The organism is Bradyrhizobium sp. AZCC 1577, assembly GCF_036924575.1.
Taxonomy (GTDB): domain Bacteria; phylum Pseudomonadota; class Alphaproteobacteria; order Rhizobiales; family Xanthobacteraceae; genus Bradyrhizobium.
Genome location: NZ_JAZHRQ010000001.1, coordinates 6,672,323 through 6,696,391 on the forward strand (window position 1 = coordinate 6,672,323; position 24,069 = coordinate 6,696,391).

General features: G+C 64.7%; 18 protein-coding genes. 1 reads left to right on the forward strand and 17 read right to left on the reverse strand.

Features of this window, described 5'->3' with window-relative positions; all coding sequences use genetic code 11:
• Positions 1-54 precede the first annotated feature (54 nt).
• From ftsZ to rsmH, 16 genes are all read right to left on the reverse strand, one after another.
• Entirely contained in the window at positions 55-1,845 is a 1,791-nt protein-coding gene (gene ftsZ, locus V1278_RS31470) for a cell division protein FtsZ (protein WP_334383429.1), read from the reverse strand.
• Between the two features lie 88 nt (positions 1,846-1,933).
• Positions 1,934-3,253: a cell division protein FtsA gene (gene ftsA / locus V1278_RS31475; RefSeq protein WP_057847005.1), complete on the reverse strand. Its 1,320-nt coding sequence runs from the start codon at positions 3,251-3,253 to the stop codon at positions 1,934-1,936.
• Positions 3,250-4,239, reverse strand: coding sequence for a cell division protein FtsQ/DivIB (locus V1278_RS31480; RefSeq protein ID WP_334383430.1), 990 nt, complete (start codon positions 4,237-4,239; stop codon positions 3,250-3,252). Before V1278_RS31480 ends, ftsA begins: the two co-directional genes overlap by 4 nt.
• Before the next feature lie 311 nt (positions 4,240-4,550).
• Entirely contained in the window at positions 4,551-5,543 is a 993-nt protein-coding gene (locus V1278_RS31490; protein ID WP_334383431.1) for a D-alanine--D-alanine ligase family protein, read from the reverse strand.
• A 54-nt stretch (positions 5,544-5,597) separates the two neighbouring features.
• A complete protein-coding gene (murB, locus tag V1278_RS31495) occupies positions 5,598-6,518 on the reverse strand; it encodes a UDP-N-acetylmuramate dehydrogenase (protein WP_334383432.1) in 921 nt (306 codons plus the stop codon).
• A 313-nt stretch (positions 6,519-6,831) separates the two neighbouring features.
• Positions 6,832-8,235, reverse strand: a complete 1,404-nt coding sequence (murC, locus tag V1278_RS31500) for a UDP-N-acetylmuramate--L-alanine ligase (RefSeq protein WP_334383433.1) — start codon at positions 8,233-8,235, stop codon at positions 6,832-6,834.
• A 193-nt stretch (positions 8,236-8,428) separates the two neighbouring features.
• A complete protein-coding gene (murG, locus tag V1278_RS31505) occupies positions 8,429-9,529 on the reverse strand; it encodes an undecaprenyldiphospho-muramoylpentapeptide beta-N-acetylglucosaminyltransferase (RefSeq protein WP_334383434.1) in 1,101 nt (366 codons plus the stop codon).
• A gap of 38 nt (positions 9,530-9,567) precedes the next feature.
• Complete coding sequence (gene ftsW / locus V1278_RS31510; RefSeq protein WP_334367425.1) at positions 9,568-10,719, reverse strand: putative lipid II flippase FtsW; 1,152 nt, start codon at positions 10,717-10,719, stop codon at positions 9,568-9,570.
• Positions 10,720-10,941: 222 nt separating this feature from the next.
• Positions 10,942-12,381 carry a DUF5107 domain-containing protein gene (locus V1278_RS31515; protein WP_334383435.1) on the reverse strand — a complete coding sequence of 480 codons (1,440 nt, stop codon included), beginning with the start codon at positions 12,379-12,381 and terminating at the stop codon, positions 10,942-10,944.
• A gap of 242 nt (positions 12,382-12,623) precedes the next feature.
• Entirely contained in the window at positions 12,624-14,024 is a 1,401-nt protein-coding gene (gene murD / locus V1278_RS31520; RefSeq protein WP_334383436.1) for a UDP-N-acetylmuramoyl-L-alanine--D-glutamate ligase, read from the reverse strand.
• 4 nt (positions 14,025-14,028) lie between these two features.
• Positions 14,029-15,135, reverse strand: a complete 1,107-nt coding sequence (gene mraY, locus V1278_RS31525; protein ID WP_057847013.1) for a phospho-N-acetylmuramoyl-pentapeptide-transferase — start codon at positions 15,133-15,135, stop codon at positions 14,029-14,031.
• A gap of 176 nt (positions 15,136-15,311) precedes the next feature.
• Entirely contained in the window at positions 15,312-16,694 is a 1,383-nt protein-coding gene (locus tag V1278_RS31530) for a UDP-N-acetylmuramoyl-tripeptide--D-alanyl-D-alanine ligase (RefSeq protein ID WP_334383437.1), read from the reverse strand.
• Positions 16,691-18,148 carry a UDP-N-acetylmuramoyl-L-alanyl-D-glutamate--2,6-diaminopimelate ligase gene (locus tag V1278_RS31535; protein ID WP_334383438.1) on the reverse strand — a complete coding sequence of 486 codons (1,458 nt, stop codon included), beginning with the start codon at positions 18,146-18,148 and terminating at the stop codon, positions 16,691-16,693. The genes V1278_RS31530 and V1278_RS31535 overlap by 4 nt, the downstream gene beginning before the upstream one ends.
• Positions 18,149-18,311: 163 nt before the next feature.
• Positions 18,312-20,063, reverse strand: coding sequence for a peptidoglycan D,D-transpeptidase FtsI family protein (locus tag V1278_RS31540; RefSeq protein WP_334383439.1), 1,752 nt, complete (start codon positions 20,061-20,063; stop codon positions 18,312-18,314).
• Entirely contained in the window at positions 20,060-20,452 is a 393-nt protein-coding gene (gene ftsL / locus V1278_RS31545) for a cell division protein FtsL (RefSeq protein WP_334383440.1), read from the reverse strand. Before ftsL ends, V1278_RS31540 begins: the two co-directional genes overlap by 4 nt.
• 2 nt (positions 20,453-20,454) lie before the next feature.
• Positions 20,455-21,450 carry a 16S rRNA (cytosine(1402)-N(4))-methyltransferase RsmH gene (rsmH, locus tag V1278_RS31550; protein ID WP_334383441.1) on the reverse strand — a complete coding sequence of 332 codons (996 nt, stop codon included), beginning with the start codon at positions 21,448-21,450 and terminating at the stop codon, positions 20,455-20,457.
• Between the two features lie 466 nt (positions 21,451-21,916).
• On the opposite strand from rsmH, the gene V1278_RS31555 reads away from it, so the two are divergent.
• Positions 21,917-22,783, forward strand: coding sequence for an N-acetylmuramoyl-L-alanine amidase (locus tag V1278_RS31555; protein ID WP_334383442.1), 867 nt, complete (start codon positions 21,917-21,919; stop codon positions 22,781-22,783).
• Positions 22,784-22,824: 41 nt separating this feature from the next.
• Here V1278_RS31555 and V1278_RS31560 read toward each other — a convergent pair whose 3' ends face one another.
• Complete coding sequence (locus V1278_RS31560) at positions 22,825-24,063, reverse strand: RNA polymerase sigma factor (protein WP_334383443.1); 1,239 nt, start codon at positions 24,061-24,063, stop codon at positions 22,825-22,827.
• Between the last annotated feature and the right edge of the window lie 6 nt (positions 24,064-24,069).

A 24,069-nucleotide genomic window follows, 5' to 3' on the forward strand; every position in this document is an offset into this window, starting at 1 on the left:
GGCCCCGACTGTTCCAGCCGGGGCCCCTTGGATCACTTCGATTGTAACAAAAGCTCAGTTGGCCTGGCGTCGGAGGAAGGCCGGGATATCAAGATGGTCGTCGCCCTGTGGCGTTGGTGCAACAGGTGCTGGGCGGCCATGGGCGTCCAGGCCCTGCGGCGCCGAGCGCTTTGCATACTCCGATACCGGCTCGTGATTCGCCGTTTGCTGGGCGACAGTGCGCTGCGGCTTGCGTTCGGGCAGCGGCGCCATCGACGGGCCGGAGGCACGTGCCGCGATCGGCGGCTCGGTCTCTTCGTCGCGGCGGCCGAGGCCGACATTGGCGAGCCGCTGCAACAGCGACAGCCGCGTCTTCTGCGGATGCTCCTCCTCAGGCTCGCCGCGGGCGTGCCGGATCTCGGCTTGGGCGGGCATCGGGAGGTCCTCGAACTTCGGCATCCGCGGCGTGCGGGCCGGCGGACGTTCGGCCGCCTGCGGGATGAAGGTTTCGGGCGCCGGCGCCTCCGGCTCGACGCGGGCGGCCTCCTTGTGATCCGGGAACAGCGTCGGCTTTTGCGCGATCGGGCGAACCGTGACGTCGCCATAGGAGGCTGGCTGGATCGGGGCCTGTTGCGGCGTCTCAACCGCCGCAGCGATCGCGGCAAGCGCCGCGCGCTCGACGTTGCCGCGCTGCGCCGGCGTAGCGGCAGGTGCCGGAGTAACCGCCTGCGGCGCAGCCGCCGGCTCGAGCTTCTGGGCGCGTTCGGCCAGGCGCGCATTGTCGGCGCGCAGGCGAGCGGTCAGTTCGGCCAGCCGGTTGTCCGGCGAAGACGGCGTGGCAGAGGCGGTGGTTGCGGTGGTGGTGGCAGCGGCGGCGGTGCCCGCGTTGCGCGCAATCTGCGATTGGTCGATGCCGGTGGCGACTACGGAGACGCGGATGATGCCGTCGAGCGATTCGTCGAAGGTGGCGCCGACGATGATGTTGGCGTCCTGGTCGACTTCCTCGCGAATCCGCGTCGCGGCTTCGTCGACTTCGAACAAAGTGAGGTCCTTGCCGCCGGTGATCGAGATCAAGAGGCCGCGCGCCCCCTTCATCGAGGAATCATCGATCAGCGGGTTGGCGATCGCGGCTTCGGCCGCGGTCAGCGCGCGCTTCTCGCCGGTCGCCTCGCCGGTGCCCATCATCGCCTTGCCCATTTCCCTCATCACCGCTCTTACGTCGGCGAAGTCGAGATTGATCAGGCCTTCCTTCACCATGAGATCGGTGATGCAGGCAACGCCCGAATAGAGCACCTGGTCGGCCATCGCGAAGGCGTCGGCGAAGGTGGTCTTTTCGTTGGCGACCCGGAACAGGTTCTGGTTCGGGATGATCAGCAGCGTGTCGACCACCTTGTGCAGCTCGGCGATGCCGGACTCGGCGGTGCGCATGCGGCGCTGGCCTTCGAAGTGGAACGGCTTGGTGACGACGCCGACGGTGAGGATGCCCATGTCGCGCGCGGTCTTGGCAATCACCGGAGCGGCGCCGGTGCCGGTGCCGCCGCCCATGCCGGCGGTGACGAACACCATGTTGGCGCCCGAGAGATGGTCGCGCAGCTCGTCGATCACTTCCTGCGCCGCCGCCGCGCCGACATCAGGCTGGGACCCCGCACCGAGGCCCTGCGTCACCTGGGTGCCCATCTGCACGATGCGCTGGGCCTTCGACATGGTCAGCGCCTGCGCATCGGTGTTGGCGACGACGAAATCGACCCCCTGCAACCCGGCAGTGATCATGTTGTTGACGGCATTGCCGCCTGCTCCACCGACGCCGAAGACGGTAATCCGCGGTTTCAGCTCACTGATGTCAGGGGGGGTCAGATTGAGTGCCATGGTTGCCTCTCTTACGACGCGCGCGTTGGTTCGCCCCGGCCGGCGGCCGCGGGATTTGGTGAAAATCGTTTGGTCACAGGACCGGTCATCAGAAGCCCTCGCGAAGCCATCGTCCGACCTTGCCAAAATAGCCGTCTGTCCCTGTCTTGAGCTGCCGCGTATGCCGCGGTTCGACGTGTTCAAGATGAGCGTATTGCGGATAGACCAGGAGGCCGGTGGGAACCGCGAACGAGGCGCTCTTGGCCTCGTTGGGCAGCCGGCCGAAACCGAGCGGGCGGCCGATCCGGACCGGCCGGTTGAGAATGCGCGTGGCGAGTTCGACGGTGCCGGTGAGCTGAGAAGCCCCGCCACTCAACACAACCCGCGCCCTCGGCTCTGCCGCAAAGGGGGAATCCGCGAGCCGGTCCCGGACCATTTCAAAAATCTCCTCCGCGCGATGCCGGACGATGTTGGCAATCGTGGCGCGCGAGACGATCTGCGGCGCATCGTGTTCCTCGCCCGCAGTCGGTACAGACATCAGCTCGCGCGCGTCGGACCCGCCGGTCAGCACGGTGCCATATAACGTCTTGATTCGCTCGGCATCCGCAATGCATGCGCCGACGCCGCGTGCAAGATCCATTGTCACGTGCTGCCCGCCGAGCGCAAATCCGCTCGCGTGCACGAAGCGGCCGCCGGAATAGGTCGCAATCGTGGTCGATCCGGCCCCCATTTCGACCACGGCGGCGCCCAGATCGGCCTCGTCGTCGGTCAACACGGACAGGCCTGCGACATAAGGACTCGCCGCCATGGCCTCGACATTGAGGTGGCAGCGCTCGACCACCAGCATCAGGTTGCGGGCGACGGTGGCGTCCGCCGTAACGACTTGCATGTCGACGCCGAACTGCCGCGCAACCATGCCGCGGGGGTCGCGGATGCCCTTGACGCCGTCCAGCGCGTAGCCGACGGGGAGCGCATGCAGCACCGTGCGGCCCTCGCCGGTGGCATGGCGCATGCCGGTGGAGGTCACCCGGGTGACGTCATCAGAGGTGACCGAGCCGCCTCTGATATCGGCGGCCGCCTCGACAAGCTGCCCCTGCAGCCGGCCGCCGGAAACCGACAGCAATATTGATTCAACGCGGACCTTGGCCATGCGCTCGGCCAGCGCCACCGCCTGCCGCACCGCCTGCTCGCATTCGGCGAGATCGACCACGGCGCCCGCCTTGACGCCGCGCGACTGGATCTGGCTGTAGCCGATCAGTTCCACCGCATGGGTACGGCCGCGCAGCGCGTCGCTCGGCGGCGACGGCTTCAGCCGCGCGATCATGCAGGCGATCTTGCTGGTGCCGACATCGAGCGAAGCCACCAGCGCCGTCCGCTTGTGGTCGACGGGACGTGTCTTCGGGGTCTGGTTGCGATCGAGGCCGGTCATGCTGAATCACCGGCCTTCTTCTTGGTCTTCTTGTCCTTGAACAGTTCTTCGCGGGCCTTGGCCGCGTCTTCCGACAATTGCACCGTCAGCCGGTCCGGCAGGCGCATGTCGACTGCGACGATGTCGCGCGAGAACAGCCTGTCCTCCTTGTCGAGCTTGCTCAACATGGCAAGCGCGTTGCCGACGTCGTTCTCCGGCAGGCGAATGTCGAGGCCGTCCTTCAGCCGCAAATTCCAGCGCCGTTCGCCGACCAGGATTGCAGCCTTGGTCACCGAGCGGACCTGCGGATAGCGGTCGAGCAGCGCGAGGAAATCACGGGCCCTGACATCGGCGCCCTTGCCCACCACCAGCGGCAGCGTCACGAAGCGGCGCGACACATAGGGCTCCAGCACAGCGCCGTCCTCGGAGATCACGGACAGCCGGCCGTCCTGCTGCCACAGCGCGAACGCCGTGCGCTCGACGATGTCGATCTGCAACTGGCCGGGATAAAGCTTCAGGATGGTCGCGTCTGATATCCACGGGTTGGCCTTGAGCTTGTCGCGCACGGTGGCCGCGTCGAGAAACAACAGCGAGGAGCGGCCACTGACGCCGCCGATCGCGAGCACCTCGTCCTGGCTCAGTTGCTTGCGGCCGTTGATGACGACGGTTGTGATGCGGAACCCGGCCGAATTGGCCAGCGTGTTACGGGCGTCGCTGAGCGCCGCCGTGAATTCATCGACGTGACCGCCTTTGACGATACCAAGGCCGGCGCTGCCGAGCAGGATCAGAACGGTCAAGGCAATGCCGGTACGGTTCGGCAGATAGCGTTCGACCAGAAGGACCAAGCGATTCGGCGGTTCGCGATCGATCGTGGGCTTCGCCGGGACGCGGGCGCGACGGCCCAGCCGCTCGCGCAGCAGCACGACCGCTCCAATAGCGGCTGCTTTCAGGTCAGCCTGGGGCCCCACCGATCTCACCGACCGCGTGAGGCGTCCTGCACCATCCATTGCACGAGCCTGTCCAAGTGTTGTTCCCGCAAGCTTTTTTTGCGAGCGCTGGCTCAGATGACGTCTCGGCCGTGCCGGACTTAAGTGCTGACCTGAAGTCGGAACAGCGCACCCCGGCAGCCAAGCGCCACATGCGCCGCCAGCGTTAACCTTCGTTCTTCCTGGTAAACAAAGTGTAAAAACGGGGGGCTGGTGATGCGCTTTGACCCGTCTTTTGAGTAGTTTGCCGGACAATTCTTAGGATTTTAGCAACATTTCTCGTGGCGAGGTTAGTTCCGGGTTAACGGGCTGTTAACGGGCCGTCCGGCCGGTCAAGCCCGCTTCCGGCTGCGGCGTTCGGCCAAGGCGATCTGATCCCGCAGGAAATCCGGAAACTCGATCCCCTGGGCCTTGAGCGCCTTCGGGTAGAGCGAGGCCGCAGTCAGTCCCGGCAAGGTATTGGTTTCGAGGTAAACCGGCCCGTTCGCCGAGACGATGAAATCGGTCCGGGAATAGCCGCTGCAGGAGAGCGCTTTGTGCGCCCGCAGCGCCTGATCCTGCAGTTGCGCAGTGATGTCAGGAGAAAAGCGCCCCGGGCAGATCTCCTGAGTCGATTTGAGCAGATACTTGGCCGTGTAGTCGAAGGTGCCCTCCCCCGGGACAATCTCGATCGGCGGCAGCGACATCAACGTACCATCCGACTGCTCCAGCACGCCGCAAGTTGCTTCGACGCCCGCGATGAAGGGCTCGATCAGATATTCTTCGATTCTAGCGGCGTTGCGGACCGCGACCAGGTCCTGCTTGGCGTTGACGAAGATCAGGCCGTAGCTCGAACCGTCTCGCGCCGGCTTTGCGATCAGCCTGCCATGTTCGGCAAACGCAGCTTCAAGGTTTTCCAAGGCGACGCCTGCCGGAGCCGCGACACCGGCAATCGCCGCAAACCGTTTCGCTGCGACCTTGTCAAAAGCGAGGTTCGACGATGCCGAGCCGGATCCGGTGAAGGGAATGCCGCGCATTTCGCACATCGCCTGCAGTTCGCCGTTCTCGGCACGGCCGCCGTGCAGCCCGAGCACCAGCACACGTTCTTCCGCCTTCGCCTTGTCGAGCGCCGCTTCCAGCGCGACACCGCGATTGCCCGGCTTGAATTCATCCTCGAAGGGACGCGAATGCTCGAGCAGCGCCTTTGAACTGACCTCGTGAACGGTGTCTGCCACATGCCAGAACCAGAGATCGGCTTCCGGCAACGCGCGGTGCAGCGCCTGCGCGGTCGCCACCGAAACCAGCCGCTCTTTATTGGTGCCGCCAAAGAGAATGGTCGTTCGCATCAGCCTTTACCTATCCGTCATTCCGGGGCGATGCGAAGCATCGAACCCCGCAATCTATGCGGAAATCCCGATCCGCTTGATTTCCCAGTGCAGCTCGATTCCAGAATTCGCTTTAACCCGCTCGCGCACGGTTTCGCCCAGCGTTTCAATATCATGCCCGGTGGCGTTGCCGGTGTTGATGAGGAAATTGCAGTGCATTTCCGAGACCTGCGCCCCGCCGACGCGAAGCCCGCGGCAGCCGGCTGCGTCGATCAGTTTCCACGCGCTGTTGCCGGGCGGATTCTTGAAGGTGGAGCCACCGGTCTTTTCGCGAATCGGCTGCGCGGTTTCGCGATGGCTCTGCACCTCGTTCATCCGGGCGCGGATGGTTTCGGCGTCCGTGATCTGCCCGCGAAAGCGCGCGGAGGTGAAAATGACGGAGGGATCGACGCCACTGTTGCGATAGACGAACTTCATGTCGGCATTGGAGAAGACATGCTTCGTGCCGTCGCGGCCGATGCCGGTCGCCTCGACCAGCACGTCCTTGGTCTCGCTTCCATTGGCGCCGGCATTCATCCGCAACGCGCCGCCGATGCTGCCCGGAATGCCGAAGAAGAATTCCATGCCGCCGATCCCGGCCGCCGCCGCCGTTTCCGCCACGCGCTTGTCGAGCGCAGCCGTGCCCACGCACACGATATCGCCCTCGGCCCTGGTCTCGCCAAACGCCCGCGGCGACAGCCGGATCACCACGCCCGGCATACCGCCGTCGCGCACGATCAAATTGGAGCCGACGCCGACCACATAGACCGGCAATTCCTTCGGAAGCAGCTTTAAGAAATACGCGAGATCGTCTTCGTCCGCCGGCGTGAACAACACCTGCGCCGGCCCGCCGACGCGAAACCAGGTCAACTCGGCGAGCGACTGGTTCGCCAACAGCCGGCCGCGCAATTGCGGCATCGCGGCTTTCAGATTGGGCGTGATGTCGGGGAAGGTCATGCCGCGCCAACCGTCTCGCAACATGATTTGAGAGCGTATCGCGTTTCGGCTTGCACCAACGCCCGGGGCTTACCCCTCTCCCCAACCTCGAGAGCGAGCTTCGCTCGCCTCGGACCCCGCAAGGGGGGAGGGAGCCTGACCAGCGTGCCCACCTCACACGCAGGAAAAGCTACATCGATTGGCTCAGTCAGGGACGCACCAGCGGTAGGGTTCCCTCCCCCCTTGCGGGGGAGGGTTAGGGAGAGGGGTGGCCGCAAACGCCGGCCTTCATGGCTGCACTTCCCTTCGACGTCCACGGTGAGTGCAAGCATCATCACCCCAACGCCTTCAATTCGCCCGGCAGTGCGTAGGCCCATTGCGTGATGTTGCCGGCCCCTAAGCAGACCACGAGGTCGCCGGGGTTGGCGATGCCGCGGACGACTTTTGCGAGTTCCGTCGAACTCGGCAGCGGGACCACTTCACGGTGGCCATGCGCGCGCAGGCCGAGCACAAAGTGGTCGCGGTCGATGCCTTCGATCGGCGCCTCACCTGCCGGATAGACCTCGGCGACGATGACCGCATCGGCGTCGTTGAAGCAGGTGCAGAACTCCTCGAACAGCGACTGCAGGCGGGTGAAGCGGTGTGGCTGCACCACGGCGATGATCTTGCCGCTATAGGAGTCACGCGCAGCCTTCAACACTGCAGCGATCTCGACGGGGTGATGGCCATAGTCGTCGATCACGGTGACGCCGTTCCACTCGCCGGTGCGGGTGAAGCGCCGCTTGACGCCGCCGAATGCCGCGATTGCCTTGCGGATCGCTTCGTCGGAGATGCCGAGTTCGTGCGCCACCGCAATCGCCGCGGTCGCATTCGACGCATTGTGCCGGCCCGGCATCGGCAACGCTATGTCCGTTATCTCGTGCGTGGCCTCCGTCTTGCGGTTGCGGATCGCAACCTTGAACTTCGATCCGCCGGCGATCGGCGTCAGGTCCATCAGCCGCGCATCGGCCTGCGGGTTTTCGCCGTAGGTGATGATGCGGCGATCCTCGATCCGGCCGACGATGCTCTGCACCACCGGGTGATCGATGCACATCACCGCAAAGCCGTAGAACGGCACGTTCTCGACGAAATTGCGGAACGCGTCCTGGATCGCCTCGAAGGTCTTGAAATGATCGAGATGCTCAGGATCGACATTGGTGACGATGGCCACGTCGGTCGGCAGTTTCAAAAACGTGCCGTCGCTCTCGTCGGCTTCCACCACCATCCAGTCGCCCGCTCCCAGCCGCGCATTGGTGCCATAGGCGTTGATGATGCCGCCATTGATGACGGTCGGGTCGAGATTGCCGCCATCGAGCAGCGCCGCGACCATCGATGTCGTCGTGGTCTTGCCATGGGTGCCGGCAATCGCGACGCAGCTTTTCAGCCGCATCAGTTCGGCCAGCATTTCGGCGCGACGCACCACCGGGATGCGCTGCGCGCGAGCCGCCATCAGTTCGGGATTGTCGCGCTTGATCGCGGTCGAGACCACGACCACGTCGGCGCCGTCGACATTCTCGGCCTTGTGGCCGACCGAGACCTTGACGCCCTTCTCCCGCAGCCGCGCGACATTGCCGCTTTCGGAAGCGTCCGAGCCTTGCACGATGTAGCCGAGATTGACGAGCACTTCGGCGATGCCGCTCATGCCGATGCCGCCGATCCCGACGAAGTGAATGGGTCCGATCTCGCGCGGCAGTCTCATGGGTTTGTCCTTGGCCGTCATCGCCCGCCATGTGCGCAATTGCGCACAGGGGTGGGGCGATCCAGTATTCCGCGAAGCCAGTATTCCTAAGAGCCAGTATTCCTAAGAGCCAAGGCTCAAATCAGGCGCCGCGGCATACTGGATGCCCCGCTTTCGCGGGGCATGACAAGCGCTTTTTGGGCCATCGTGGACGTCAAATTCCGGCCGTTTTCATGACCAGATCGGCCAGCCGTTCCGCGGCATCGAGCCGGCCGACCTGGCGAGCAGCGGCGGCCATCGCGGCCAGCCGGGCGGGCTCGGCGGCAAAGGCAGAGATTTCGGCGGCCAGCCGGTCGGGGGTGAATTCTCCTTGCGGAATCCGCAAAGCGCCGTCCACCTTCGCCAATACGCCGGCATTGGCGAACTGGTCCTGGTCGATCGCTCCGGGCAATGGCACCAAAATCGCGGGCCGGCCGATCGCGGCGAGTTCCGCCACGGTGCCGGCGCCGGAGCGCGAGACCACGAGATGGCTGGACGCCAGCCGTGCCGGCAGGTCGGTAAAGAACGGCGCAAGTTCGGCCTTGATCTTGAGCCGGTCGTAGATCGCCCGCACCCGCGCCATGTCTTCCTCGCGCACCTGCTGCGTCAGGGCGATGCGGCTCCACAGCACCGGCTCGAGCCGTTCGATCGCGCCCGGCACGATGTCGCTCATTACCCGCGCGCCCTGGCTGCCGCCGACCACCAGCAAGCGCAGCGGCGCGTTCGGTTCCGGAGACGAGAACGGCTGCGCGGCGGCGGCAAGGATCGCCGGGCGCATCGGCGTGCCGACCGTGGTCGTCTTTCCCGCGAGCGAGGGATCGCGATCGAGCACGCCGGGCAGCGAGGTCGCGATCGCATTGACGCGCCTGGAGAGAAAACGGTTGGCGCGGCCGAGCACGGCGTTGGCATCATGAATGATGCCGGGCACGCCGAGCAGCCGTGCCGCGATCAAGGGCGGCAGCGTCGGATAGCCACCGAAGCCGACCACGGCCGCGGGCTTCAGCCGCCGCACCAGGTTGAGCGCTACGCCCGTTCCATAGCCGAGCATGATAATGGTGCGCGCCAGCGACAACGGATTACGGCCGCGCACGGTCTCGCTCGGCACCACGTCGATATTGTCGCGGGTAAAGAGCCCGCTATAGCGCAACGCGCGGGCATCGGTCGCAAGCCGCACGCGCAAGCCCCGCTTGATGAGCTCAACCCCGAGCGCTTCAGCGGGAAACAAATGGCCGCCGGTGCCGCCGGCAGCCAGCAGAATGAGGGGCGTGTTGTCCATGGCTTCAAATAGCCGACGCCGCGGCGCTAGTCACGCCCTCAGGCGTAGCCGCGCGCCACGCCGGCCGCGTTCATCGATTCCACTTCGGTGCGCGGGCGCTGCCGCGTCAGCGCCAGCATCATGCCGACGCCATAGGCCAGCGAAATGATCGACGAACCGCCATAGGAGATGAAGGGCAGCGTCATGCCCTTGGCGGGGATCAGTTGCAGATTGACCGCCATGTTGATGGCAGCCTGCATGCCGAACAGGATCGCAAGTCCCGATGCCGCAAAGCGCGAGAACATGTCCTCGCTCGCGTAGGCCCGCGTCAACGTGCGGATTACGACAAAGGCGAACAGCCCAACCAGCGCCAGGCACAGGATGATGCCGAATTCTTCCGCCGCCACCGCGAATACGAAATCGGTATGGCTGTCCGGCAGGCTGCGCTTGGCGATGCCTTCGCCGGGGCCGAGCCCGAACCAGCCGCCGTTCCAGAAAGCTTCCATTGCCATGTCGACCTGGAAGGTGTCGCCAGATGCCGGATTCAGGAAGCGCCTGATGCGGCCCGCGACGTGCGGAACCAACAGATAGGCGCTGAACAACCCGGCCATCGCGACGCCAGCTAGGCCGGCCACCCAGATCATCCGCATGCCTGCGATGAAGAACAGCGCGCCCCACACCATCAGAATCAGCATGGTCTGGCCGAAATCCGGCTCCATCACCAACAGCGACACCAGCGTCAGCAGCAGCACCATCGCCATCGAGGTCGCCGGCATTTCCGGCCGCTTGGTCGATTCCGCAAATAGCCAAGCCGCCATAACGACGAAGGCAGGCTTGGCGGATTCGGAAGCCTGGATGTTGACGCCGAGCAGCGTGATCCAGCGCCGCGATCCCTTCACCTCCGCACCGAAGACGAGCGTCGCGACGATCAAGAGAACGCTCACCACGAACACCAATAGCGCAAGACGGCGGACCTGCCTGGGCGACAGGAACGATACCCCAATCAGCACCAGGAGGGACGGCAGCAGGAACAGCATGTGCCGGCTGAAGAAGTGGAACGGATCAAGCCCGATCCGCGTCGCCACCGGCGGACTCGCCGCCAGCGACAGGATGACGCCGCCCAACATCAGCGCCAAGATCGCGCCAAGCAGCAGCTTATCCACGGTCCACCACCAGTCCGAAAACGGGGTGCGTTGGTCACGGGCGAGCATGGGCGTCCCCAAAATGGCAGAGGTAACGCCCATTGGTGGCGCAGGATGGTTTATGGGGGGTTAATGAATTGCAGATGATTTGAGCGGGATCTCGTGCCCCGGATGCAGCGCAGCGCGAAGCGGTGCGCTGCCAGGCCGGGGCCAAGCGTTGTGGGTCCCGGCTCTGCGTAGCGGCATTACATGCCGCAACGCGTCCGGGACACGATTGCGGCCGGCAAGGTTTCACCTTGTCCTTGTCTCGGCCGCGATCAGCTCTCTTCCCTCCACGGTGGTGATCGTCAGCCGCACCTGATCGCCGCTGCCGCCTGCAGGAAGCGGCGCGGAAATGCGATTTCCGTTGTTCGGGTCGGCTTCCACGGTGTCGTTGAACAATATCGCATCGCCGTATTTCAACGTTACGCGCAACGGCGTGGCCGGCTCGATGCTGAAGAACTGAAGATTCACTTCAGAAGCCGCGGCCGAAAAATTGATCAGGATATTTTCGTTCGCACTTGTCACGTTGCTCATGCCGACGATCGGGCTGTAGGTCTCCGTAACAGACATTTCGCCCTGCGCGGGAAGCTTGGCGCGGTGGAAAAACTGGTCCGACACACCGGCCCATAATTCGACGTAAGGCCGCGCTTCGCTCGGGTCCTTGCGCGCGTCGGTTTCATTCGTGAACGACGGAAATCCCCACGTCCACATCTTCAAACCCCGCGTGACGGTATTGTCCGCGATGCGGATGATCCCCTCCTCGTTGTCGTGATTGATCACACCCCAGAAGTTTCCGCCCTGCATATCGGGCGCCGCGTACGCGATGCCCATTGTCGGCCAGTTCTTGAAGTAGCGCAGTTTTTCGAAACGGCTCTTGCCTGGACCAAAGCTCTCATCACCTTCAGACAGATTGGCCGACCAGGCCGGCGTGCTGTAGGCCTGGATCGGCGCGATGATTTCTGCGCCGCCGGTCGTCTTGGGATTCTTCGGGTCCGATCCCGGCGCGAGCGTCGTGCACGTCCAGTACTCGTAATCGATCGCCTGGCGTTGCGGATTTTTCAGCACCACGCGCGTATCGAGCGCGGCGCGGTCCGCTTTCAGCGTGACGTAGTAAGTCGCTTCGATACCCGTCGCCTCCTTGAGGAATTGCGTCGGTGCCGCCGAATAGGCAAAGTCATCCTTGAACGACATCGATACCGTCACTTCGCCGGCACTCTCCTTCACGACCTTGAACTGCCACGGCTTCAGCCACGTCTTGCCGTGCTCGGGATCGGGAAATGTGGGGAAGATGCCGCCATACACCATCAGCCAGTCGTAATAGAAGTTGCCGGCCTTCATCCCGTAAGGCACGCCTACTTCGGTGCGATAAAGTTGTTCATGGCCGGTCGGCTTGTAGATGATCGAAAGAATCCGTCCGCCAAATTCAGGCAACAGCGTTGCCTTCAGATAACGATTCTCGAGCACGTAGGTCTTGAACGTGCGATCGACGATGGTTTTCTTGTCGAGCGACCCGCTGACGAACCCATTCTCCGCTGAGGTCGCGTACTGGACGGTGCTCCACGAAATCGTCGATTCGCTTAAAGACACGCTGTCGGACGCACGCGCTGCATCCACGACGGCGAGAAGTGCGCAGACCACCGAAAGGATCACGAACGCGAAGCTGATACGCGAAGGAGCATGAACTGCCATTTATGTCGCCTTCGACCGGGCCAGAGCGACAATTCTAGCGCGTCGGATGGATGGAGCGGAGCGATACCCATCATCGCCGCAGCGATGGGTTTCGCTGCGCTCTACCCATCCTACACCGCACTCGTGCCCCGGATGCGGCGCAGCGCGAAGTGGTGCGCTGCCAAGCCGGGGCCCATGCCGCCGTGGGTCCCGGCTCTGCGTAGCGGCATTAGATGCCGCAACCCGTCCGGGACACGATAACCTCACACCACCGGCTTCACGCCCGGCAATGCCGTCACCAGATCGCGGAATGCGGCACCACGGATTTCGAAATTGCGGTACTGGTCGAACGAGGCGCAGGCGGGGGACAATAGCACCACGGGATCGACGATCCCTGAGGCTTCCGCGTCGCGTGCGGCGTTGGCCACTGCCACATCGAGCGTCTCCGAAATCTCGTGCGGCACCCGCTCGCCCAGCGTGCCCGCAAATTCCTGTGCGGCCTCGCCGATCAGATAGGCTTTGCGGATACGGGGGAAATATTCGGTGAGACTCGTAATGCCGCCCTGCTTCGGCTTGCCGCCGGCGATCCAGAAGATGTCGGCAAACGACGACAGCGCGTGCGCGGCGGCGTCGGCATTGGTGCCCTTGGAGTCGTTGACGAACAGCACGTTGCCACGGCGGCCGACCTGCTCCATGCGGTGCGCCAGCCCCGGAAAGCTGCGCAGACCGTTTTGCAGGGTATCGATGGAGATGCCCATCGCCAGCGCGCAGGCCGAAGCGCATGCCGCATTCTGCGCGTTGTGCAGGCCGCGCAGCGAACCGATGCCGCCCAGCCTTGCGATCTCGTTGCGCGCGCCGCCGGACGCTTGCACGACGGTTTCGCGCTCGACATAGACACCGTCGGGCAAAGGATTCTTCACGGAGATCCGCACCACGCGCTTGCCCGCCTGGTCGAGCCGGTCGGCGATGTTGCGGCACCAGATGTCGTCGACGCCGACGATCGAAGTGCCCTGCGGCTGCACGCCGGCAACCAGCCGCGCCTTCACCGCGGCATAGTTTTCCAGCGTGCCGTGGCGATCGATGTGGTCTTCGCTGACATTGAGCAGAATGCCGACGGATGGATCGAGCGAAGGTGCCAGATCGATCTGGTACGACGACATCTCGACCACATGCACGCGTCCCATCCGCGGCGGCTCCAGCGAGAGGATCGCGGTGCCGATATTGCCGCCCATCTGGGTATCGTAGCCCGCAACCTTCATCAAATGTGCGATCAGGGCGGTCGTGGTGGACTTGCCGTTGGTGCCGGTGATGGCGACGAAGGGCGCCTCGGGCGCGTGACGGCGGCGCTCCCGGCAAAACAGTTCGATGTCGCCGATCACCTCAATGCCGACCTGCCGCGCCATCAGCACGGACCAGTGCGGCGCCGGATGCGTCAGCGGCGCGCCGGGGGTGAGGACCAGGGCCGAGAAATTCGACCACGATACGGTGCGCAGATCGGCCGTGGTGAAACCGGCCTGCGCCGCCTTGGCGACATTGTCGGCGCTGTCGTCGCCCGCGATCACCTCCGCGCCGCCGGCCTTGAGCGCGTGGCAGCTCGCCAGCCCCGAACCGCCAAGGCCGAACACGGCGACTGTTTTGCCGGCAAAGGATGTGATGGGAATCAAGCGATCACCGCAGCTTCAGCGTGGAGAGGCCGGCCAGCGCCAGCATCACCGAGATGATCCAGAACCGGATCACGATCTGCGGCTCGGTCCAGCCCTTCTGCTCGAAATGGTGATGCAGCGGCGCCATCCGGAACACGCGTTTTCCGGTCAGCTTGAACGAGGCCACCTGCACGATCACGGAGACGGCTTCCAGCACGAACAAGCCACCGATCACGGCGAGCACGATCTCGTGCTTCACCGCGACCGCAGTGGCGCCGAGCATGCCACCGAGCGCGAGCGAGCCGGTATCGCCCATGAAGATCGAGGCCGGCGGTGCGTTGAACCAGAGGAAGCCGAGGCCGGCGCCAAGCACCGCGCCGCACAGCACCGCGAGCTCACCGGTGCCGGCGACGTAGCGGATCTGCAGATAGTCGGAGAACACCGCGTTGCCGGTCAGATACGAGATCATACCGAAACTGGCGGCGGCGATCATGACGGGCACGATCGCAAGCCCGTCGAGACCGTCGGTCAGGTTCACCGCGTTGCCGGCGCCGACGATGACGAAGGCGCCGAAGATCACGAAGAACCAGCCGAAATTGATCACGACGTCCTTCAGGAAGGGTACCGCGAGCGAGGTCGACGTCGCATCGCGGCCGAGCCGCACCAGCGCGTAGCAGGCCGCGAGCGCGATCACCGCTTCGATCAAAAGCCGCAGCTTGCCGGCAAAGCCGCTGTGGCTCTGTTTGGTCACCTTCAGATAGTCGTCGTAAAATCCGACGAAGCCGAAGCCGAGCGTCACCGCGAGCACGATCCAGACATAGGGGTTGAGCGGATTGGCCCACAGCAGCGTCGCCACCACGAGGCCCGACAGGATCATCAGCCCGCCCATCGTCGGCGTGCCCTTCTTGGAGATCAGATGCGACTGCGGGCCGTCGGTGCGGATCGGTTGGCCCTTGCCCTGCCTGAGCCGCAAGTGATCGATGATCCAGGGCCCGAACAGGAACACGAACAGCGCGCCCGTCACCATCGCCCCGCCGGTGCGGAAGGTGATGTAGCGAAACACGTTGAAGAAGCCGCGGAAGATGCCAAAACCGGGAACAGTATTGGAAAGCTCGATCAGCCAGTAAAACATTCAGGTAGGCCCTATCACGCGGCTTGGTTGCGCCGCCTTTGGCGGCAAGCGCTCCGGGAACGCGTTCGTTCCGGGAACGCCTTGATAATCGTTTTCATCCTCAAACCAAGCAAATCTTGGTCATGCATTGACGAATCGCCTCTCGCGGAAGCAACGGGCCGCCGGGTGCGACCAGCTTACGCCTTTGCCTGCAAGGCGGCCAGCAGCCTGGGCACAAACTTGTTCACCCAGAACATTTTTTTGCTGCCCTTGACCACCACCACGTCGCCGTCCCGCAGCAATGCGGCGATTTGTTGGGGATCGAGCGTCGTCGGATCTTCGTGCCAGCCGAGCGTCCGTCCTGCCGGTACAAGGTCGTATAGATGGCGCATCAACGGACCGACGCAGTAGATGCCGTCGATTCCCGTCAGGTCTTTCGCGAGTTTCTCGTGATAGGCCGGCGCATCGGCGCCCAATTCCAGCATGTCGCCGAGAATGGCAATACGCCGGCCTGATTTCACCGGCCGCGCCCTCAGGCTGCCGAGCGCGGCCACCATGCTGGCCGGGTTGCCGTTGAAACTGTCGTCGATCACGGTCACGCCGTGGGCCGTCTGCTCCACGCCACGGCCGGTCATGATGCCGACATCGCCGAGTTCCTTCGCCAGCGCCGCTGGATTGAGCCCCGCGGCATGGATCGACGCCAGCGCGGCCAACGCGTTCTGCAGGCGATGCGGCGCGCCGGGCGTCAGGCCGAATTCGATCCGGCTGCCGTTCACCTGCGCGGCGACGTTCCAGCTCTCGCCCTCCGGCGTATGCCTCAATGCGTGAATATCCGAACCTTCGCCGAAGCGAACGACCTTGCCGTTCCATTCCTGCGCCACGACATCGTCAGGCAACACCAGCACGCCATCTTTCGGCAGGCCCTGCGCGATGCTCACCTTCTCGCGCCGGATCGCCTCCAGGCTGCCGAGCTTTTCCAGATGCACGGGCTGCACGTTCACCACCAGCGCGACCGTTGGTTTTGTCAGCTCGCTCAACCGCGCGATCTCGCCGGTCTGGTTCATGCCCATCTCGACCACCCACACGCTCGCTCGCGGGCTGGCATTGCACAGCGTCAGCGGCACGCCCCAAAAATTGTTGAAGCTGCTCGGGCTCGCGTAGGCATTCGGATAGGCGGCGAGGAATTCCTTGGTGCTGGTCTTGCCCGCGCTGCCGGTGAGCCCGATCACCGGGCCGGCAAAGCGCGCCCGCGCGGCGCGCGCCAGCGCCCACAGGCCATCGATCAGCGTATCCTTGACGATCAACTGCGGAACGCGGACGCCGTCGATGGCGTGCGGGACGATCATCGCCACCGCGCCGGCCGCCTCGGCCTTGTCGGCGAATTCCCAGCCGTCGCGCGCGCTGGCAAAACTGGAGATGAAGCCGCCGCTCGGGATGCCGCTCAACGCCACGAACAGGCTTCCGGGCTTCACCAGCCGGCTGTCCTGCGTGACGAAATCAATCGGCGTGTCGGGGTACTCGCCTGACAGCCCCAGCGCGCGCGCAACCTCGGCAATCGTCCACAATGGCGTCGCGCTCATTCCACCCTCGCTGCGAGCGCGGCCGCCACCGCCTCGTGATCGCTGAACGGCAAAACCTTGTCGCCGACGATCTGGCCGGTCTCGTGCCCCTTGCCGGCGATCAGCAATGCGTCGCCAGGCTGTAGCGCCGCGATCCCTGCCCGGATCGCTTCCGCGCGATCGCCGATGTCTGTTGCGCCCTTCGCCGCCGCCAGAATGGCGGCGCGGATTGCAGCCGGATTTTCGCTACGCGGATTGTCGTCGGTAACGATGACCTGGTCGGCGTTCTCGGCGGCGATCGCGCCCATGATGGGACGCTTGCCGGCGTCGCGGTCGCCCCCTGCGCCGAAGATGACGACGAGCTTGCGCTTCGCGTAAGGCCGCAGCGCCTGCAGCGCCTTGGCCAGCGCATCCGGCTTGTGCGCGTAATCGACGAAGATCGGCGCGCCATTGTGCTCGCCGACCCGCTCCAGCCGGCCCTTGGCGCCTTCGAGATGCTCGAGCGCCTCGAACACCGCGGCCGGCTCGCTGCCGGTGCCGATCGCGAGTCCTGCGGCGACCAGTGCATTCTCGATCTGGAATTCGCCGACCAGCGGCAGTTTGACGGTGTAGTTGCGCCCGCGGTGTTCGAGCGCGAGATCTTGCGCGAATCCTTCGACGGTGACGCCAACGAGGCGGATGCCTTCGCCCGCGCCATCTGCGTTGCCGCCGACGGCGATGATCCGCAAGCGCCGCGCCTGCGCCGCCTCGATCACTTGCTGCGAACAATCATGATCGGCCGAAATCACGGCCGCGCCATCGGGCGCGATGAGATCGCGGAACAGTCGCAGCTTGGCAGCAAGGTAATGCGCCTCATCCGGATGGTAATCCATATGATCGCGCGAAAGATTGGTGAAGCCGCCGGCGACGATGCGCACGCCATCGAGCCGGAACTGGTCGAGCCCGTGCGAGGAGGCTTCGAAAGCCAGATGCGTCACGCCGTCGCCCGCAATCTCGTCGAGTTGCCTGTGCAGCGCAATCGGGTCCGGCGTCGTCAGCGAGCCGTAAACCGTGCGCTTTTGCGACACCAGACCGATGGTACCGATGCTGGCGGAGGCGTGCCCGAGCCGTTCCCAGATCTGGCGCGTGAACGCCGCGACCGAGGTCTTGCCGCTGGTCCCGGTCACCGCCGCGATGGTCGCGGGCTGACGCGGATAAAATCTCGCCGCCGCCAGCGCCAGCGCGCGGCGCGGGTTCGGCGTGACGACGAAGGGAACGCGGGCGTCCGAAGAGACACGCTCGCCGGCTACCGCAACCGCACCCGCCTTGACCGCGGAATCAATGAAGCGCGAGCCGTCGGTTTTGGTCCCCGCGAGCGCGAAGAACAGATCACCGGGCTTCACCGCGCGGCTATCGACGCTAAGGCCTTTCACATCGACAGCTTCCGCCTGCGGCTCGATCGCAGCGTCATCGCTGAAGAGGTCGCGAAGTTTCATCTTGTTCCAGTCCGGCCCGGCGCAGTTTGGCGCGCGTGGATCATGATCCGATTTGGATCATGATCTATCTCTATCTTGGGAGCATGATCTCCGCGCAAACGCTTCGCGTTTGTCGCGAGGGAAAACCGGTCTCCACTTTTCCGGATCATGCTCCTCCTACGCCTTACTGGGTTGTCTTCGATGCTGCAAGAATAAGGCGGTCGGACGGCGGCAGATCGAAGCGCGGCTCAACACCCAGCAGCGGGCCGATGCGGGCAATCACCTTGCCGCCGGTCGGCACCGCGTTCCAGCCCGAGGTGATGAAGCCATGGGTTTCCGGCAGCGCCTTCGGCTCGTCCAGCATGACCAGCAACTGATACTGCGGATTATCGGCCGGGATGATCGCGGTGAAGGAATTGAGCACCTGTTTTTTGGAATAGCGGCCGTTGACCACCTTTTCCGAGGTGCCGGTCTTGCCGCCGATATAGTAGCCCTTCACGTCGGCCTTCTTGGCGGTTCCGATCTCGGCGTTCAGCCGCATCAGATAGCGCATCTTCTCGGAGGTTTCGGTTCGGAGCACCTTCTTGGCGATGGCCCGCGCCTCCTCTTCCGACCGCTTGAGGAAGGTCGGGGGAATCAAAAGACCGCCATTGATGCAGGCATTGATGCCCATCACCGCCTGCAGCGGCGCCACCGCGATGCCATGGCCGAACGAAGCCGTGATGGTGTTGAGCTCGGTCCAGCGCTTCGGCACGATTGGCGACGCGCTTTCCGGCAGCTCGGTGCGCAGCCGGTCCATCTGGCCGAGCTTTTTCAGGAATGCCTTGTGGGCTTCGACGCCTTGCGCCAGCGCGATCTTGGCCGCGCCGACGTTGGAGGAGAAGGTGAACACTTCCGACAGCGTGATCGCGCGGCCGACCGGATGGGTGTCGTGAATGGTGAACTTGCCGAACTTCAGCGTGCCACGCCCGTCATAGAGCGTGTTGAGGTTGGCCTTGCCGGAATCCAGCGCCATCGCCAGCGTCAGCGCCTTGAAGGTCGAGCCCATTTCGAACACGCCCGTGGTCAGGCGGTTGATGCGCTCGGGGTCGTGCGCCTCTTTCGGATTGTTCGGATCGAAATCCGGCAGCGACACCAGGGCTACGATCTCGCCGGTCCTGACATTGGAGACGAGGCCGGAAGCTGCCTTGGCCTTGTACTTCTCTTTCGCCTTCAGCAATTCGTCGCGCAGCGCGTGCTCGACGCGCAGGTCGATCGACAGTTCCACCGGCTTTTGCAGCCGATCGGTGGCGAAGCCGGCGCGGTGCAGATCGGCCAGACCGTTATTGTCCAGCCACTTCTCCATCCCGGCGATGCCCGCGTTGTCGATGTTGACAAGGCCGATCAGATGCGCGACCGCAGCGCCGGTCGGATAGACGCGCTTGTTCTCGCGCAGGAAGCCGATGCCGGGAATGCCGAGCTTGTGAATGTCGTGCTGCTGTTTTGGCGTGATCTCGCGCTTCAGCCACACAAATCCCTTGCGCGACGACAGGCGCGTGCGCGCCTCCGCGGTGTCGAGGTCCGGCAGCGCCGCGGTCAAGAGTTCGATCGCCTCGTCCTTGTCGATGATGCGCCTGGGCTCGCCGAACAGGCTCGGCGCCTTGACGTCGGTCGCCAGCACCTCGCCGTTACGATCGACGATGTCGGGCCGCGCGGTTGCAATCGCGTCCTGCGAAGCGGCGCGGCGGCCGCCGTGACCGTCGGCGCCGACGGCGAACATCACCAGACGTCCGGCCAGCACCGCATAGATTGCCGCAAACAGCAGGATCGCAAGGCCCACCCGCGCCCGCGCCTTGACGGCGCGGTCGACATTGCGCCCATAGAGCAGGCTGCGGATCAGCCGCCGCCGCCACGGTTCCGCGGGCCTCCTGGAGTTGGCAAGCGCGCGGCCGGTCATTGCTGATCTCCCGGTGCGGGCACAGAGCCGGTTGTGGGCGGCGCCTCGGCGGCAGCCTCGATGGTGTTGATCATCGCGCCGATCGGATCGGGCGCACCCGGCCGCGCAAAAGCCGGCGGCCGTTCCGGCAAATTCTTCAACTGGTCATATTGCGTGGCGACCAGCGGCTTCAGGTTGAGATGGCGCTCGGCAAGTCCCTGCAGCCGCAGCGGCGCATCGAGCTTGGCCCATTCCGCGCGCAGCGCCGCAATCGCATCGCGCTGCTCGCGTATCTCGGCGTTGAGCCGCAGCACACGCTCGACGCGCGCGGTCGATTCCATCTTGATCCGGTAGACATAGGCGGCCGCGAACACCAGCACGCCGATGACGAGGAAGTGGATGATCCGCATGATCAGCCTCCCCTCATCACGTCGGCAAGGGTCGGCCACGCCGGCAGGCGGCCTGCTGCATGCGCCGGCGCTGCGGTGCGCTCGGCAGCGCGCAATTTTGCCGAACGCGCGCGCGGATTGGCGGCAAGCTCGGCTTCACCGGGGGTCACCGGACGCTTCGTCAGGATCTGAAAGCTCGGCGCCGCCTGGGCCACTTCGGGTAAATGCCGCGAACCGCCGCCGGCCTTGCCGCGCGCGTTGAAAAAATCCTTGACGATGCGGTCTTCCAGCGAATGGAACGAGACGACCACCAAGCGCCCGCCGGGCTTCAGTACGCGCTCCGCCGCCGCCAGCGCGAGATGCAGTTCGTCGAGTTCGGCGTTGACGAAGATCCGCAAGGCCTGGAACGTGCGCGTCGCCGGGTGGATCTCGTTGGGCTTTGAGCGAACCACCCTGCCGACGATATCGGCCAGGTGTTGGGTGGTCGTAATCGGCGCCTCTTTCCGCGCCGCCACGATGGCGCGCGCGACGGCGCGGGAATGGCGCTCTTCGCCGAAGATATAAATGATGCTGGCGAGATCGCTCTCGGAGGCCTTCGCCACCACGTCGGCCGCCGTCGGCCCGTCGTGACCCATCCGCATGTCGAGCGGGCCGCCGAGCCGGAACGAGAAACCGCGCTCGGCCTGATCGAGTTGCATCGAGGAAACGCCGACGTCCATCACGACGCCGTCCACCGCAGGCACACCTTGCGCCGCGCAGATTTCGGCAAGGTTGGAGAATCGATCCTCGACCAGGGTCAGCCGGCCGCCGGACTGCTCGACCAAGTCGAACCCGCCGGCAACCGCCGACCGGTCGCGGTCGATGCCGATGACCTGTGTTCCCGGGGTGTCGAGAATGGCGCGGCTGTAGCCGCCGGCGCCGAAGGTCGCGTCGACATAGATGCCGCCGTCCCTGGGACCGAGCATCTCGACCGCCTCGCGGCCGAGCACCGAGATGTGACGCGGCGCAGCCGGGGTCATGCGCCGTCCTCTGGCGTTTTCCAGTCTGTGGTACGAAAACTGGACGCGAACGGGCCCATTGCGCCTCAAATCTCTGCGCTTCGCCGGGCTTTTCCGGCCAAATGGCCGCGAACAGGTGGGATTGCCGCCTCTCGCCCGGCCCCGCGACCCCTCATTTCCAGACGGAATTTGCTGGGTTGCCATGGCATTTTCGAGCGTGAAAGAGGGCCTCGGCCGTCCCCAACCCGGTTCGGCTATTCACCACTTAGTAACGGCACTTAGCGTTAAGAAAGCGTTGATGGTCGACCGCGGGTTTTCCGCGCTTTCGAGACACCGAACAAGGGTGATGCGCCCCGCCCACACCCGGTCAAAATACGAGAGGGAACTCGGCCGCCGCATTGCGCGGATACGCGGTAAATGAATAGTAAACGATTATTGCCGTTTGAACACGATGTTGCCGCTCTGCCGCCCGGTTTGGGTTTAAAAAATGGCTTCTGGTTCGTTCACACCTGCTGGTATTGATTCGAGGCGTCAACGCGCCCTTCCCGTTCCCAGGGCCAACGCCGACATGAAGACCTTTACCCCGGATTCCTCGATCGCATCCGATGTCATCCCGTCGCCGAACTATGGCGACCGCAACAACGGCCGCGTCGCCGATATGATCTTGCTGCACTACACCGGCATGCCGGACGTGGAAGGCGCGATCGCCCAGCTCTGCACCCCCGGCACCGACGTTTCAGCCCATTACATCGTGCTGGAGGACGGCCGCATCGTGCAGAGCGTGCCGGAAGCCAAGCGCGCTTGGCACGCCGGCGTATCCTCCTGGGCCGGCGAGGAAGACATCAATTCCTGCTCGATCGGCGTCGAGATCATCAACAGCGGCCACGATTGGGGCTATCCGGATTTCCCATCGCGCCAGATCGCCGCCGTGATCGCGCTGTGCCGCGGCATCATGCTCCGCCGCAAGGTACCCGCGCATCGCGTGCTCGCGCATTCCGACGTCGCGCCGGCGCGCAAGAAGGATCCTGGCGAAAAATTTCCGTGGCACTTGCTGGCAAATTCCGGCGTCGGCCATTGGGTGCAGCCGGCGCCGATCGTGCGCGGCGAAACGCTCAAGCTCGGCAGCATCTCAGACGGCGTCGCCAACATGCAGGCGGCGCTCGCCAAATACGGCTACAACATCCCGACCCACGGCAAGTTCGACGGCCCGACCATGGAAGTGGTCACCGCGTTCCAGCGCCACTTCCGCCCCGCACGCGTTGACGGCATCGCCGATCACTCGACCATGAGCACGCTGCATGCACTATTGGCGAGCCTGCCGGCGGAGGCGATGACGACGGTGGCGGCGAGGTAGCTTTTTCCGTCATTGCAATGACGGAATGATCTCCGTCCGTCTCACCCCATCTCAGCGATCCGCCGCGCATAAAATCGCCGCAGCGGCTCAAGCTGCGTTGCCGCGGTCGCGGCCAGATAGGCTTCGCGCGCAGCATCGCGCCGGTCCAGCCGGCGCAGCAAATCGGCGCGCACGGCCGGCAGCAGTTCATAACCTTTCAGTCCGCCCCGCGCCTCCAGCGCATCGACCAGATCGAGCGCGCGTGCCGGGCCGTCGACCATCGCGATGGCAGCGGCGTGGTTGAGTTCAATCACCGGCGACGGGCTGATCCGCAGCAGCACTTCATACAGCCCGGCGATCTGCGGCCAATCGGTATCTTCATAGCTCGGCGCCCGCGCATGCAAGGCGGCGATTGCCGCCTGCACCGCGTAGGATTGAGGCCGCCCCGGTATCCGCAACGCATCCTCCACCAGCACCAAGCCCTCGGCGATCTGGCGCTGGTCCCACAGGCTGCGGTCCTGCTCTTCCAGCAGCACAATGTCGCCGCCGGCGGTCTCGCGGCCGGCACGGCGGGCATCGTGCAACAGCATCAGGGCAAGCAACCCCTTGATCTCGCCACGCGCTGGCATCAGCGCATCGAGCAACCTCGCCAGCCGGATCGCCTCGCGCGCCAGATCCGGCCGCATCAGATCCGCGCCGGAGGTGGCGGCATAGCCTTCGGTGAAGACAAGATAGATCACGGCGAGCACGCCGCGCAGGCGCGGCTCCAGCGCCTCGCGTTCCGGAACCTCATAGGGAATGCCGGCGAGGCGAATCTTCTGCTTGGCACGCAGCAGACGCTGCGCCATCGCTTCCTCGCTGGCCAGAAATGCGCGCGCGACCTCGGCCGTGGTGAGGCCGCATACCGTTTTGAGCGTCAGCGCGACCTGCACTTCGATAGCAAAGGACGGATGGCAGCAGGTGAAGATCAGCCGCAGCATGTCGTCGTCGACGACCCCACCGTCGGATGGCTCGCACGGCTCGGACGCATTCAGCAACAACTCATGCGTCAATTCCTGCTGCTTGCCGCGGAACGCGATGTTGCGCCTGACGCGATCCACCGCCTTGTTGCGACCGACATTGACCAGCCACGCACGTGGATTGGACGGCAGGCCGGCGGCGGCCCAGCGTTCCAGCGCCACCGCAAACGCGTCCTGCAAGGCATCCTCGGCCAGATCGAAATCGCCGACGAGGCGGATCAGCGTGGACAGCGCCCGCCCCGCCTCGTCGCGAAAGATTTTTTCGATCTCGGTGGGTGTCATAGGTGC

Excerpts from the sequence above, each read along its gene's own strand:
- mraY (WP_057847013.1), bottom strand. The coding sequence starts at position 15,135 with ATGTTTTACTGGCTGATCGAGCTTTCCAATACTGTTCCCGGTTTTGGC.
- murG (WP_334383434.1), bottom strand. The coding sequence starts at position 9,529 with ATGGACAACACGCCCCTCATTCTGCTGGCTGCCGGCGGCACCGGCGGC.
- V1278_RS31540 (WP_334383439.1), bottom strand. The coding sequence starts at position 20,063 with ATGACCGGCCGCGCGCTTGCCAACTCCAGGAGGCCCGCGGAACCGTGG.
- V1278_RS31530 (WP_334383437.1), bottom strand. The coding sequence starts at position 16,694 with ATGAGCGCGACGCCATTGTGGACGATTGCCGAGGTTGCGCGCGCGCTG.
- V1278_RS31535 (WP_334383438.1), bottom strand. The coding sequence starts at position 18,148 with ATGAAACTTCGCGACCTCTTCAGCGATGACGCTGCGATCGAGCCGCAG.
- rsmH (WP_334383441.1), bottom strand. The coding sequence starts at position 21,450 with ATGACCCCGGCTGCGCCGCGTCACATCTCGGTGCTCGGCCGCGAGGCG.
- V1278_RS31480 (WP_334383430.1), bottom strand. The coding sequence starts at position 4,239 with ATGGATGGTGCAGGACGCCTCACGCGGTCGGTGAGATCGGTGGGGCCC.
- murC (WP_334383433.1), bottom strand. The coding sequence starts at position 8,235 with ATGAGACTGCCGCGCGAGATCGGACCCATTCACTTCGTCGGGATCGGC.
- V1278_RS31490 (WP_334383431.1), bottom strand. The coding sequence starts at position 5,543 with ATGCGAACGACCATTCTCTTTGGCGGCACCAATAAAGAGCGGCTGGTT.
- V1278_RS31560 (WP_334383443.1), bottom strand. The coding sequence starts at position 24,063 with ATGACACCCACCGAGATCGAAAAAATCTTTCGCGACGAGGCGGGGCGG.
- ftsZ (WP_334383429.1), bottom strand. The coding sequence starts at position 1,845 with ATGGCACTCAATCTGACCCCCCCTGACATCAGTGAGCTGAAACCGCGG.
- ftsL (WP_334383440.1), bottom strand. The coding sequence starts at position 20,452 with ATGCGGATCATCCACTTCCTCGTCATCGGCGTGCTGGTGTTCGCGGCC.
- ftsA (WP_057847005.1), bottom strand. The coding sequence starts at position 3,253 with ATGACCGGCCTCGATCGCAACCAGACCCCGAAGACACGTCCCGTCGAC.
- ftsW (WP_334367425.1), bottom strand. The coding sequence starts at position 10,719 with ATGCTCGCCCGTGACCAACGCACCCCGTTTTCGGACTGGTGGTGGACC.
- V1278_RS31515 (WP_334383435.1), bottom strand. The coding sequence starts at position 12,381 with ATGGCAGTTCATGCTCCTTCGCGTATCAGCTTCGCGTTCGTGATCCTT.
- murB (WP_334383432.1), bottom strand. The coding sequence starts at position 6,518 with ATGACCTTCCCCGACATCACGCCCAATCTGAAAGCCGCGATGCCGCAA.
- V1278_RS31555 (WP_334383442.1), top strand. The coding sequence starts at position 21,917 with ATGGCTTCTGGTTCGTTCACACCTGCTGGTATTGATTCGAGGCGTCAA.